Source organism: Brevibacterium sp., assembly GCF_031179145.1.
In the GTDB taxonomy this organism is placed as follows: domain Bacteria; phylum Actinomycetota; class Actinomycetes; order Actinomycetales; family Brevibacteriaceae; genus Brevibacterium.
The window spans coordinates 38,085-51,363 of sequence record NZ_JAPSIB010000014.1; the positions used below are offsets into that span (position 1 = coordinate 38,085).

Below are 13,279 nucleotides of genomic sequence, written 5' to 3' on the forward strand. Positions count from 1 at the left end.
GGATCCGGCTTCCCAGATGCTCCGGCGCTCTCACTCTTGGCGTGCGGTGTGTTCTCTGACAACGGTGATTTCCTTTCCGGCGGTGATCCGCAGGAGCTGGTCGTAGCTCAGCGGCATCATCGAATTCGGCGTACCGGCGGCAGCCCAGAGAACAGGGTAGTCCCGCAGTGCCACATCGACATAAGTGGGGATCGGCTGCGGATGGCCGCAGGGGGCGACGCCGCCGATGACCTGTCCCGTCGCCGAGCGCACCAGGTCCTTGTCCGCGCGGTCGAGCGAGTCGACGCTGATCACCTCGGCGACATGGTCCGTGTCGACCCGGTGCGCGCCCGATGTCATGATCAGCACCGGTCGGCCCGCCGTCTGGAAGATCAGGCTGTTGGCGATGGCACCGACCTCGATGCCGAGCTTCTCGGCTGCCGCGGCCGCCGTCGTGGTCGGCTGATCGAACAGGGTGATCTGCGGTTCGATCCCATTCTCGCGCAGCGCCTGCGCCACGGCGTCATGGTTGCGGTGCGTGCGCAGGGCTGTCTGCGCCTCACCCTCGCCGAGGTCGTCCTGCGTTCCCGCCGCAGCTGCGGCCGTCGTCGGTCCCGCGGCAGTCGCCGGTTCCGCGTCCGTCGCCGGTTCCGCGGCTGGTTCCGCGTCCGCACTGTCCGGCGCCTCCACCTCCGGACCGGCCTCCGCCTCCGGCTCGGCCAGGCCGCGCCTGCGCAGCAGCGGGGCGACGTCGGGGCGGGAGCCGAAGAACTTCTCGATCGCCGTCATCGGGTCGACCGAATGCCCGGGTGCGAGGATCGCCTCGCGGAATCCGTCGCCGGCCTCCCGGTTGAGCCCGCCCTGGTTCTCGAACCATTCGCTGACCCACGCGGCGATGACTTCGGAGTACAGGTAGGAGTAATAGCCGGCGGCGTACCCGGAGGCGAAGATGTGGCCGAAGTAGGTGCTGCGGTAGCGCGGGGGAACGATGGGGGAGAAGCCTGCTGCGGCGAGGACCTCCGACTCGAAGGACAGGACGTCGGCGATGTGCTCGCCGGCCTCGAGTGAGTGCCACGACAGGTCGAGCATCGCCGCTGCCAGGTACTCGATCGTGGAGAAGCCCTGGCCGAACGATTCGGAGGCGATGAGCTTGGAGACCATGTCGCTCGGCATCGGCTCACCGGTTTCGACGTGGCGGGCGTAGTGGGGCAGCACCTGCGGGTGGAATCGCCACATCTCGTTGAGCTGGGAGGGGAACTCGACGTAGTCGCGGGGGACCGCGGTGCCCGCCGTCGACGGGTAGGTGGAGTTCGCGAACAACCCGTGGAGGACATGGCCGAACTCGTGGAAGAGCGTCGTCAGCTCCGTCGGGGAGAGCAGAGTCGGGCGGCCCTCGGCGGGCTTCGCCAGGTTGAGCGAGAGGGTGACGACGGGGAGGTGGCCGGTCAGCCGGGAGCTCGTCACCAATTGGTCCATCCACGCCCCACCCTGCTTGGTCTCCCGCGAGTAGGGGTCGATGAGGATGAGCCCGAGGGCGCGTTCATTCGTGTCGGTGACCTCGAAGGCCCGCACATCCTCGTGCCAGGCGGTGACTCCCTCGCGCGGGCTGAAGGTGATTCCGTAGAGTCCGGTCGCCGCGCGGAAGACGCCGTCGACGAGGACGGCGTCGAACTCGAAGTGCTTCGCGACCTCCTCGGCGTCGATCCCGAACTCGTCGCGCCGGTACCTCGCGAGGTAGTGCATGACGTCGTCGCGGGCGATCTCCTCGAGGCCGTAGCGGACCTTCACGGCCCCGAGCTCCGCGGCGAGCTGGGCGTTCGCGGGCGAGATGAGGGAGGTGACGATGTCCGCGGCGGCGTCGGGCCCACCGGCGGTCTGGTTGTCGATCGCATACGCCGAATACGAGGAGTATCCGAGGAGCCTGGCCTGCAGTGCGCGCAGCGCGGTGATGTCCGCGACCTGGGTGCGGGTGTCGCCCTCGCCTCCGCGGGATCCGCGGACCATCGAGTTGTGCAGCACCTTCCGCCGGGTCTCCGGATCCTCAAGTGATCCGAGCACCAGCTGCTGGGTGACGTTGTCGAGGGGCAGGATGTATCCCGGCGCACCGCGTTCGGCCGCCCGGTCCGCCGCCGCCGCGATCTGATCCTCGCTCAGCCCGGCCAGCTGCTCCGGCTCCTTGGCATGGACGGCCAGGTCCCGAGTGTCCTTCTGCAGAGCGCGGGAGAAGGAGGTCCCGAGCGCGGTGAGCTCAGCGACGATCGTCGTCATCTGCGCCCGATCCTCCTCGCCGAGGCGGGCTCCCGCCCGGACGAACTCCTCGATCGTGAGCTCCTGGTGCCGTTTGTCCTCGGGGTTGAGATCGGTGATCGAGACCTGCTCGATCCGGTGGAAGAGGTCGACGTTGAGGCGGATCTCGGTTTCGGTGGACGACAGCCTGGCCCACACCTCGGCGATGGCGTCGGTGAGTTCGGGGCGGAGATGATTCGACTCGATGACCCGGACCAGCGCGGACAGGCGCGCCATCGGGACGGTGGCGGCTTCGAGCCGGACGGTGGAGGTGACGAAGGTCGGGTCGTGTTCGTCGGCGATGATCGCCTCGACCTCGGAGAGTGCGTAGTCGCAGGCCTGACCGGTCGCGTGGAGGAGAGCCGGGCCGGTGACGGCGGAGAAATCGGGGAGGGAGAACTCGCCCTGCGGATCGAGGAAGGCTTCCCAGACGTCAATGCCGGTCGGTTCGGAACTCATCGTCGACGTACCACTTTCTTCACGGTTCACGGTTGTGCTGCGGGCCTCTGTGCCGAGTGCAGCGGGTCTCGCCCTCGATCGTACCGTCTCACCTCGGCGCGGTTCGTGGAGACGACGGCGAAGTTCTGGCTCCCCGACGGCGCCTGGCCGCTGGTTAGACTGGGCATCATGAGCACAGGAGCGGCTGGGTACCCGAGACTGACGAGCGCGTTTCGCGTCGGCTTCACCGGAACCCTGGGCGTGGGGCTGGCGTATGGGCTGATGACAGCGCTGCAGTCACTGTCGACCGTGCTCATCTACACCGGGCTGGCCCTGTTCCTCGCCCTCGGGCTCGAACCGATCGTGCTGTGGTTGGTCGATCGCGGCATCTCCCGGTCGCTGTCGGTCGTCGCCGTCGTGCTGGCCTTCCTCGCCATCGTCGCGGGCACCGGCCTGCTCGTCGCGCCGGCCGTCATCCGGCAGATCCAGCAGTTCGTCGAGGATCTGCCCTCGATCGTCGCCGATCTGGCGAACACCGGCTGGGTGACCGACCTCGAGACCAGATTCAGGGGCGCCGTCGACGTCGACGGACTGTTCGCCGCCGCCTCCGACTGGGTGGGTGACCCGCAGAATGTGCTCTCGCTCGGCGGGGGAGTCGTGTCGATCGGGGCGGGCATCATCAGCTTCGTCACCGGGGTGATCATCGTCGTCATCCTCACCATCTACTTCGCAGTGACGATGCCGATGATCAAATCGGGCATGTTCTCCCTGGTCGCGGCCACCGCCCGTCCCACCGTCGTCGCCGTCACCGAGGAGGTCACGCGGTCCATCGGACGCTACGTCCTCGGCCAGGTGTCCCTGGGCATCATCAACGGGTTCTTCTCCGCCATCTACCTGACCATCATCGGTGCCCCGCTGCCGGCGCTGCTCGCCTTCGTCGCGTTCCTCGGCTCGCTCATCCCGCTCGTCGGACCGATCACCGCCTCGACCATCATCACCGCCTCTTGCCTGATGGTCTCGCCCGGTCTCGGGATTGCGGCCGGCATCTACTATCTCGTGTACATGCAGGTGGAGGCCTATCTGCTCAGCCCGCGCATCATGAAGGCCGCCGTCGATGTCCCCGGTGCCCTCGTCATCATCGCCGCCATCGCCGGTGGCACCCTGGGTGGTGTGCTCGGCGCCGTGGTCGCTGTGCCCGTGGCCGCCTCGGTGCTCATCGTCATCCGGAAGGTCGTGGTGCCCGCGCAGGCGAAGCGGTGACCGGGCCTGACCGCTGTCAGCCGCCGAGGTAGAACTGCGTCGTGCGTTCCGCCGCGGCCAGTGCGCTTCCGCGCTCCGTGCCCCAGGCGATGCTGGCCTCGGCCCAGGCCGCGCTCGAGGCGGTGATAAACGCCGTGCCGTCGGCGGACCTGGCCCACTCCTCTTCGTCCTCGATGACCCGTTCGCGGTCGCGGTCGGCCAGGTGCAGGGAGAGCCCGAGCAGGCCGAGGTCCTAGCCCACGCCGACGGCTCCCGGCCCATAGGTGTCCCAGAAGCCATCCGCCTCGGCGGAGACAGGAGAACTGTGCTCGATGGTGAGGCGGGCGTCGGCGCCTTCGGGCTCGACGGTCACCATGATCCAGGAGATCCCTCCGCCGAACTCCCACGTCGCGGAGAACGACCGCGGCGGATCGCAGACCGTGATCGTGCCCGCGGCGTTGTCCTTGAGCTGGTAGTGACCGCCGAGACTGAGATCCCCTGTCACCGAGGTGAACCAGCGGCCGATCCGGTCGGGGTCGGTCACGGCGTCCCACAGGTCCTGCGGCGAGGTCGGATACGAGCGGCTGACCGTGGCGACGCGGGTCGGTGAGCCCTCCCGCTTCCCGTCGGTGAGCGTCCGGTCGATGGCTGCCGCCTGTGGGTCATTCGGTGTCGTCATGGCTGGTTCCCCTCTCTGCGCATCGGCACGGGCCTATTGTCGTGGCTCTCATCCCCACCTATGGTGAAGGGACGAAGCCAAGCATCGGGTGCCGCATCTTCGGCCAGCATAGCGGTGGGACGCCGCTGATGGCCGTGCCGGAGACGACGCGAGTGAGGGGAACTGCCATGAACTCGGAGACCACTGTGAACTCGGAGGCCGCGAACCCGGAGACTGCGGAGAGCTCGGTGCCTCCGGGCCAGTCGATCGCCGCGGGTGAGGCCGCAGCGGCGGCAGCCCCCGCAGCGGCGGCTGCCCCCGCGGCGCCGCCGGCCCTCGAGTCGGCCTCGACGATCGCGGGGGAGACGAAGTCGCGGGTGGCGATGACCCAGGCGGCGGCCGACCTCCTGGTCGAGCTCGTGAGGAAGCACGGGCAGCTGATGTTCCACCAGTCCGGCGGCTGCTGCGACGGGTCGTCGCCGATGTGCTTCCCGGAAGGTGACTTCCTCACCTCGGACGCCGACGTGCTGCTCGGTCATTTCGAGCTGCCCCTGCCGGATGGCGGCGCCAACGGTGAAGGAGACGGCGGCGAGGGAGGCGGCGAGTCTACCACCTCGGGAATCGACTTCTGGATGTCGGTCGAGCAGTTCGAATACTGGAAGCACACGCACCTGACCATCGACGTCGTCCCCGGTCGGGGCAGCGGGTTCAGCGTCGAATCCCCGACCGGAAACCGGTTCATCATCCGCTCCACACTGATGGACATCGGATGATCGGGCCGGGAGTCTAGCGGCCGGGCGCAAGCACCTCGGGCTCGCCGAGGGAGAGCATCAGCCGGTTCGCCCAGTTGAAGAAGGCAGCGCAGTTGAGGGCGTCGATGATGTCGCCGTCGTCGAGCCCGACCTCGCGCAGCCTCGACACATGCTCGGGACCGAAGATCTGCGGGGTCAGGGTCAATGCCACGGAAGCCTCGACCACGGCGTTCCACACGGGATCCCCGAGGTCGGTGCCGATGCCTTCGTCGAGCAGCTGCTGCACGGTGTCGCGTCGACCGGATTCCTGGGTGGCGCGATCCGAGTGCACCGAGGCGCAGAACAGGCACCCGTTGAGCCGGGAGGCCGCGGTGGCCGCGATCTCACGTTCGGCCCGTCCCAGCCCGTCGCTCGTGTTGAAGAAGATGTCGAAGTCCGTCAGGGTGCGGGCCCGCAGGGCCTCCGGATCGCGGGCGAGCAGGCGGAAGTACGCATTCTTCGCGCGACCGGCCTCAACCAGGGCGTCGCGCTGGACGTCGCTGAGATCGGCTTCGGCGACGGGCGCGATCCACGGCACCCAGCCGAGCCCTGCCTGCTGGTAATTCAACGGCCGGTTGAGATTCGGGTAGGTGCTGATCCGATCGCCCACAGCGGTGAGGGCCGGGGAGCCCCCGGCCACGGCGCCGGCGTCACCCGCGGCCGGCGCGGATGCGTCGGCGGCTGACGGCACGGGCGCTCCGGCGAGTGCGGCGAGCCCGGTGCTGATCCGAATCTGGAAGTTGAGGAAGGACACCAGCTGGGCCAAGGTGACGATTCCGTCCTCGTCCCAGCCGGCGGCGAGCAGTCGGGCGACATGATCGGGGCGGGAGTCACGGGGATGGAGGACCAGCAGGTGGGCGAACTCCAGACCCGCTGCGGTCAGCGGCCCCAGCACCTCGGCGGACTTCTCGTCGACGTGGAACCACGGACCAGGCACGTTCTCGCCGGCGAGGTTCTCGGATTCGTGGATCCCGTACGGTCCGCGCACTGCGTCGAGCTCCGCGACGGCGGCGGTGCGCGCGACGCCCGCAGCCGGGGCGGACTCCGTCAGGGCCAGATCGAGGAGCTGCGCGACCGTCAGGGAGGCGGACTCGTCCTCGTCACGGAGGAGGTCGCGATAGAACACCTCGGCGGCATCGGACCCCAGCAGCCCGGCCGTGAAGGCAGCCACCGCGTAGCGGTCGCGGTAGCTGAAGGAACCCGGGTCGCCGGGTTCCAACAGCGCGATGAAGCTGAGCTGGGCGTTCTCCTTCGCCTGCGCGCGGTGATCGCGCAGGAGGTCGAGTGGGTCCTGGGCCGCGATTCCGGCCAGCGTGTTGATGATGTCGGTCATGTCAGTGCACCTGCTTCTGGGTTGTCGGGCGTGCCCCGGAAACGGCGATTCCGAGGGCGGGTGCCACCTCGGTGGCAAGGAGTTCGATGGAGCGCAGCGTGTGGGAGTTCGTCGCGGGCACGGAATGGACCTGGAAGCTGACGTCGGAGACCCGGCCGAGGACCCGGTCGGCGGCCAGGCGTTCGACGACCTGCTCGGGAGTGCCGAGGCAGGTGTCCGTGGCGACGAGGAGCTCGTCGAGGGCGAGGTCCTTCGTCTCGTACCCGACGAGGCGGTCGGCCTCCGCCCGGAGGACCGGCTCGGTGAGGGCGCGCAGCTCCGGAAGGGTGTCCGCGTCGGCGACGAGCGCGGTGCGCGAGGCGAGGATGCGCGGCTCGACGCCCGCCGGGAGGTTCTCCAGGTATGCGTCGATGATCGGCAGCTGCACCTCGTCGAGAGCCGCCGAGGTGCGTCCCTCCGGCCGCGGCTGCGTTCGCGAGAGCATCAGACCGTCCCCGGCCGCGCCTGCAGCCGCCGCCCCGGCCGCGGAGAACGTGGCCTGCCACAGGCGCGCGGCCAATCCGTCGAACGGTCGCGGATAGAGCTGGTGCCCGGTCGGCAGGGAACCGCCGGAGAGCAGGGTCCTCACCGTCGAGAGATGGGCGGCGAAGACCTCGCGGCGGTCGTCGAAGCTCGTCCCGAAAGCCGGAAACGAGTGAGGGTTTCCGCCGGATCCGAGGCCGATCTCGAGGCGATGCTCGGCAAGGACGTCGGTGACCGCGATGTCCTCGGCCAGGCGCACGGCATTCTCCATCGGCAACGTGATGATCGCCGTGCCCAGGCGGATCCGCGAGGTGCGGGCGGCGGCATGGGCGAGGAAGACGAGCGGGGAGGGCAGGCCGCCTTCAGCGGCGGAGAAATGGTGCTGGGCGACCCAGGCGGAGTCGAAGCCATGGGCCTCGGCCTGCTGGATCTGCTCGACGGCGAACCGGTAGCGCTGGTCGGCCGGAACGTCCTCGAGCAAGCGGGTGAAGAAGCCGAGCCCGGGGCCCGGTGGAACCAGGGTCATGCACCCACCACCGGGCGCGGAATCGCGTCCAACAGCGTTCGGGTGTAACCGGTCTGCGGCCGCGCGAACAGCTCCTCGGTCGGTCCGCTCTCCACCAGGTGCCCTTGAGACATGACCGCCACGGTATCAGCGATCTGCCGGACCACGGCGAGGTCGTGGGAGATGAAGACGTACGTCAGCCCGAGCTCCTTCTGAAGATCGTCGAGGAGCGCGAGGATCTGGGCCTGCACGGTGACGTCGAGGGCGGAGACGGCCTCGTCGAAGACGACCAGCTCGGGGCCGGCGATGAGCGCCCTGGCGATCGCGACTCGCTGCAGCTGTCCCCCGGAGAGCTCGCGAGGGCGACGATCGAGGAAGGAGCTCGGCAGGGCGACCCGGTCGAGGATCTGCGCCACCAGCTCGGGTCGGCTTCCGCGCGACCCGATGCCGAAGTTGCGCAACGGCTCGAGCAGCGTCTGCCGGATGGAGAACTTCGGATCGAGCGCCGAGTACGGGTTCTGGTGGACCAGCTGGACCGTGCGGCGGAAGTCGAGACGGTGCCGGCGCGCGGACCATCCTTGTCCGAGGTTCGCGGCGTCGAAGTCGCCGACGCGCAGGTGGCCGGACTGCGGGGTGAGGAACCCGGTCAGGGCCTTGCCCGTCGTCGTCTTGCCCGATCCCGATTCGCCGACGATCCCCAGCGTGGTGCCGCGGTCGACGGTGAACGAGACCTCCTCGACGCCGATGACCTGGTTCTGGCTGCGCGCATAGACCTGGGTGAGGTTCTCGACGGAGACGAACGGCCGCGACGAGGCGGAGGTCACAGCGGTGCGCCGCGACTTCGTCATCAATGCGGGTGCGTCGGCGAGCAGCCGCGCGGCGTAGTCGGTGGCAGGGGCGCCGAAGACCTGGGCCGCGGGCCCCGCCTCGACGACGCGACCGGCCTGCATGACGACGACCTCGTCGGCGCGCTCGCCGGCGACGGCGAGGTCATGGGTGATGAAGAGGATGCCCATCCCGGTTTCCGCACGGAGGTCGTCGAGCAAGTCGAGGACCTGCTTCTGCACGGTCACGTCAAGCGCCGAAGTCGGTTCGTCGGCGATGAGCAGGCGCGGTCGCAGCGCGATCGCGGAGGCGATGAGGACGCGCTGACGCATCCCGCCCGAGAGCTCGTGCGGGAACTGGTCGGCGCGCAGCTCCGGTCGGTCGATGCCGACCTTCGCCAGCAGTTCGATGACCTGGGCGCGGGCGCTCTTCGCGTCGGCCCGCTTATGGATGCGCAGCGCCTCGGCGACGGACTTCCCGATCGTCTGCAGCGGATTGAGCGAGTTGCCCGGGTCCTGCGGCACATAGCCGATCTGGCTGCCGCGGATCCCGTGCCACCCGGAGGCCTGCAGGTCCGTCAGCGACACCTCGCCGAGGTGGATCCGCCCGGCCGTGACCCGCGCGGACTCGGGGAGGAGGCCGATGACCGCGTTCGCGGTCGTCGACTTGCCCGATCCCGATTCCCCGACTACGGCGGTCATCGATCCGGGCCGGACCTCGAGATCGACCCCGTCGACGGCGGGAGAGGAATCGTCCCCTCTGTGACGGCGTCCGTGGGAGTAGTCGACCTGGAGACCGCGCACGGCGAGCAGGGGCGCGGATGCGGAGGAACCCGCTGGGGTCGACTGCGTCGACCGGGAGGTCGCCAGAGCGGAAGCGGTCATGACGTGGCCTTTCGCAGAGTGTTGCCGATCTGATGAGTGGCCAGGACGATGGCCATGACGATGAGGCCGGGCAGGACCGTCAGCCACCACGCGGTGGCGACGAAGTTGCGGCCTTCGGCGATGATCAGTCCCCATTCCGGGGTCGGTGGCGGGGTGCCGTAGCCGAGGAATCCGAGGGTGGAGATCTGCAGGATCGCGGAGCCGATCTGGAGCACGGCCAGGGACAGCACCGGGGAGATCGAGTTCGGCAGCACATGCCGGTACAGAACGGAGAAGAATGAGCCGCCTGAGCCATAGGCCGCGGCCACGAAGTCGCTCGTGTTGATCCTCACCGCCTCGGCGCGGGACAGGCGGGCGAACTGGGCGATCGCAGTGACACCGACGGCGATGGCCGCGTTGATCGTGCCGAAGCCGAGCACGATGACGATCGAGAGGCTGAGCAGGATCGCGGGGATCGAGAGCAGCACGTCGATGAAGCGCATGAGCACATCGTCGATCCACCCGCGGCGGGAGCCCGCGATGAGACCGATGGCGGAGCCGACGACGAGACCGACGCCCACGGCCACGAGGGCGGCGAGCAGGGACTGGGAAGCCCCGTAGACGACGCGGGTGAAGACGTCACGGCCGGTCTGGTCGGTGCCGAACCAGTGTTCGAGGCTGGGGGCGAGCAGCGCGGCGGTGTCCCCGCCGTCATTGGGATCGTGGTGGGTGAACAGGGCGGGGAAGAGCGCCCACAGGACCGCGATGAGGATGACCAGACCGGAGACGATCGTGGCCGGGCCGAACAGTTCGCGGGTGGCGCGGCCCCGACGGGCCTTCGGCGTCAGTGCGGGTATGGTGCTCATGATTCCTTGCCTCCTGCGAAGTTGCCGCTGACCGGTTCGGCCGGTCCCGTGTCCTCGGCCGTGCCGACCTGAGCGAGGGTGGACGTCCGGTTGCCGCGCAGTCGCACATCGATGACCGGGTAGAGCAGGTCGACGATGAGGTTGATGAGCACGTAGCCGAAGGTGGCGATGACGACGACGGCGAGCAGGATCGGGTTGTCGCGGTGGGTCACCGCCTGGGCCGTGATCTGGCCGATGCCGTTGCGGCCGAACACCGTCTCGGTGACGACTGCGCCGGCGACGAGCTCGCCGAAGATGAGTCCGATGATCGTCAGTCCGGGCAGGATCGCGTTGCGGGCGACGGCATGGACGAGGATCCATGGTTCGGAGGCGCCCTTGGCCTGGGTGACCTTGACGAAGGGGGAGGTCTTCACCTCGGTGATGGAGCGGATGAGGACCTGCGCGATCGGGGCGGACAGCGGGACAGCCACGGTCAGCGTGGGCAGGACCAGCGCCTCGGCGGATCCGGGTTCGACGACGGAGACGAGGCCGAGCTGGAAGGAGAACACCTGGATGAGGAGGATGCCCAGCCAGAACACGGGGATCGAGATGAAGAGACTGGGCGTCGCGTCGAGGGCCCGGCGCACCCACCGCAGCGGTCCCGAGGTCGGTCCGTAGGTGGCGAGCACGGCGATGATCACCGCGAGCACGAGGGCGGTGACGAACCCGGACAGGGCCAGCACCGCGGTCGAGGGCAGGGCCGCCGCGACGATCGTCGACACCGCCGCGCCCGTCTGCACGGAGAAGCCGAAGTTCCCGGCGAGGAATCCTGCGAGAGTGAGCAGATAGCGGCTGAGGGCGGGAGAGTCGGCGCCGGTCTCCTCCCGGATCGCAGCGATCTGGTCGGCCGACAGCCCCAGCGCAGGATCGGCGAAGCGGGCGGTGACGCCGTCGCCGGGGATGAGGCTGAGCAGCACGAACGCCGCGGTGAACGCGAGGAGCAGGACCAGGATGGCCTGCCCCAGGCGCAGGAAGAGGTACTTGGTGTCAACTAGCATTTTCGTCTGCCAACCATGTGTTGTAGAAGGACGGGCGGCCCACCGGTTCGGTTTCGAAGCCGTTGACCCGGCGGCGGAAGGAGAAGACCTGCGGCTCCTCGAAGAACGGCAGCACGTATGCCTTCTCGACGAGGTAGTCCTGGAACCTCTCGGCGGCCTCCTGCCTCTTCGCTCTCACCGGTTCGGTGGCGAGCTCCTCGAGGAGTCGGTCGATCTCGGGGTCGACGGTGGAATCCTCGGCATCGTCACGTCCGGTTCCGTTGAGGAACACGTCACGGTTGACCGAGGCGTAGTTGCTGCGGAGGTTGTCGTACTCGGCGCGGGCGACCATCGAGTGGTAGATCTGGATCTCATCGAGGCTGAGCGAGTCCAGGGTCTGCTTGCTCTGGTCACCGGGGTTGATCGAGAGGCGGACCCCGACGTGGCGCAGCTGCTGCTGGATCAGCGTCTGGACCTCGTTCGAGCGCGGCTGCGGCAGGGCGGTGTTGACGACGAGCGCCAGGACCTGGCCGTCCTTGACCCGGTAGCCCTCGGCATTGCGCTGGCCCCAGCCGGCCTCGTCGAGGAGACGGTTGGCCTCGGTCGGGTTGTGCTTCCAGGCCCCGGACTGGTCCTTGTAGCCCATCGCCCCCTTCGCCACCACGCCTGTTGCCAGCGGGAAGTTGGGGGTGAAGAGCTTGTCGACGATCTCGGTCCGGTCGATCGCTGCGATGAGGGCCCGGCGGACGCGGATGTCGGCGAGCAGGGGGTGGCGGAACCGGAAGTTGATGCCGTTGTTGATGCCGTTGGTGGGCTTCGCGTAGAGACGCAGTCCCTGCTCCTCGACCCGGGCCTCGTCGGGCGCCTGGACGTCGCGCACGCCGTCGGCCTGACCGGAGAGGACGGCCCCGATGCGCACCGAGTACTCGTTGTTGACGAGGTAGTCGATGCCGTCGAGATAGGGCCGGCCCTGGTGCGCCAGATGCGGCGGGGCCCAGTCGTAGTCGTCGCGGGCGCGGACGGAGAGCTTCGTGCCGATCGACTCAGCGGTGATGTGGAATGGTCCGCAGGTGTGGATGCCCGTTGCGCCGCCGGGTCCGAAGCCCTCGGCGTCGAGGCCGAGGGTCGAATCGGCGAGGAGACCGGCATTCATCGTCGACGTCGCCTGCGCGAAGCCGGGGGAGGGGGCGCTGAAGTGGAAGCGGACCCGCGAACCGTCGAGGACCTCGCTGCGCTCGTAGTTCGAGATCTGCTCCGACACGGGCAGGGTCCGCGCCTCGTCGCCTAGGCCGAAGAGGTCGAAGTTCCTGGCGACGTTCGCAGGAGTCAGCGGTGAGCCGTCGGAATAGGTCACGCCACCGCGGATCGTGAAGGTGTATTCGGTGGCGTTCGCATTCACCTCCGGCAGCTCCGTGGCCAGCCACGGGTGGAGCTCCAGCGTCGTGGGATCCTGCCACAGCAGCCGGGCGGAGATGTTGTTCATGATGCCGCCGTTGGGGTAGAACCCGACCGACGGCGGGTAGAGCAGCGTCCAGGTCTGGGGTTCGAAGTACTTGAGCACCCCGCCCTGGACCGGTGCGCCCTCGGCCAGCGGGGCGTCGTCGGTGGGGGTGCAGGCGCTCAAGGTGATGAGAGTGCCCAGCCCCAGTCCGAGACTGAGAATGCTGCGGCGGTCGATCGTGCGCGCCGAGGCGGAGGGACGGAGGTCCGTCATGGAGAGTGGTCCTTTGGGGCAGCGGGAACGCAGGTGTTCCCGGGAAGTCGGTTGGCGGAAGTGTCAGAGGCGTGGGGAAGCGCACACCTCAACGGACTGACTTGGAGGTAATTTAGCTCAACAATCTGAGCTGGCGACCAACTTCAAGTCGATGTGGAGGCGGCGCCACCACATTCGTGTGCCCGTGTGCTTCTGCATGCACTGAGTTAAACGCACGCCGAGGGCTGCGGTCAACTGCGCGCTT

Annotated in this window: 10 protein-coding genes; 2 read left to right on the top strand and 8 right to left on the bottom strand. The window is 68.6% G+C overall.

What is annotated here, in order from left to right; all coding sequences use genetic code 11:
• Positions 1-30: 30 nt before the first annotated feature.
• Positions 31-2,724, bottom strand: coding sequence for a M3 family metallopeptidase (locus RIT73_RS11190; RefSeq protein WP_309132160.1), 2,694 nt, complete (start codon positions 2,722-2,724; stop codon positions 31-33).
• A gap of 168 nt (positions 2,725-2,892) precedes the next feature.
• Here RIT73_RS11190 and RIT73_RS11195 point away from each other — a divergent pair, with 168 nt between their 5' ends.
• Positions 2,893-3,963, top strand: a complete 1,071-nt coding sequence (locus RIT73_RS11195) for an AI-2E family transporter (RefSeq protein WP_309132161.1) — start codon at positions 2,893-2,895, stop codon at positions 3,961-3,963.
• Positions 3,964-4,195: 232 nt separating this feature from the next.
• Here RIT73_RS11195 and RIT73_RS11200 read toward each other — a convergent pair whose 3' ends face one another.
• A complete protein-coding gene (locus RIT73_RS11200; protein ID WP_309132162.1) occupies positions 4,196-4,621 on the bottom strand; it encodes an SRPBCC family protein in 426 nt (141 codons plus the stop codon).
• Between the two features lie 362 nt (positions 4,622-4,983).
• Here RIT73_RS11200 and RIT73_RS11205 point away from each other — a divergent pair, with 362 nt between their 5' ends.
• Positions 4,984-5,373, top strand: coding sequence for a DUF779 domain-containing protein (locus tag RIT73_RS11205; protein WP_309132232.1), 390 nt, complete (start codon positions 4,984-4,986; stop codon positions 5,371-5,373).
• 13 nt (positions 5,374-5,386) lie between these two features.
• Here the strand turns inward: RIT73_RS11205 and RIT73_RS11210 are convergent, their stop codons facing one another.
• The 6 genes from RIT73_RS11210 to RIT73_RS11235 are packed head-to-tail and all read right to left on the bottom strand — an operon-like array spanning position 5,387 to position 13,035.
• On the bottom strand, positions 5,387-6,724 hold the full coding sequence (locus RIT73_RS11210) for an alkylhydroperoxidase domain protein (protein ID WP_309132163.1): 1,338 nt from the start codon (positions 6,722-6,724) through the stop codon (positions 5,387-5,389).
• 1 nt (position 6,725) lies between these two features.
• Complete coding sequence (locus tag RIT73_RS11215; protein WP_309132164.1) at positions 6,726-7,772, bottom strand: putative FMN-dependent luciferase-like monooxygenase; 1,047 nt, start codon at positions 7,770-7,772, stop codon at positions 6,726-6,728.
• Complete coding sequence (locus tag RIT73_RS11220; protein WP_309132165.1) at positions 7,769-9,460, bottom strand: ABC transporter ATP-binding protein; 1,692 nt, start codon at positions 9,458-9,460, stop codon at positions 7,769-7,771. Before RIT73_RS11220 ends, RIT73_RS11215 begins: the two co-directional genes overlap by 4 nt.
• Positions 9,457-10,305: an ABC transporter permease gene (locus tag RIT73_RS11225; protein WP_309132166.1), complete on the bottom strand. Its 849-nt coding sequence runs from the start codon at positions 10,303-10,305 to the stop codon at positions 9,457-9,459. Before RIT73_RS11225 ends, RIT73_RS11220 begins: the two co-directional genes overlap by 4 nt.
• Positions 10,302-11,342, bottom strand: a complete 1,041-nt coding sequence (locus tag RIT73_RS11230; protein ID WP_309132167.1) for an ABC transporter permease — start codon at positions 11,340-11,342, stop codon at positions 10,302-10,304. The genes RIT73_RS11225 and RIT73_RS11230 overlap by 4 nt, the downstream gene beginning before the upstream one ends.
• Positions 11,332-13,035 carry a TIGR04028 family ABC transporter substrate-binding protein gene (locus tag RIT73_RS11235; protein ID WP_309132168.1) on the bottom strand — a complete coding sequence of 568 codons (1,704 nt, stop codon included), beginning with the start codon at positions 13,033-13,035 and terminating at the stop codon, positions 11,332-11,334. The genes RIT73_RS11230 and RIT73_RS11235 overlap by 11 nt, the downstream gene beginning before the upstream one ends.
• Positions 13,036-13,279: the final 244 nt, after the last annotated feature.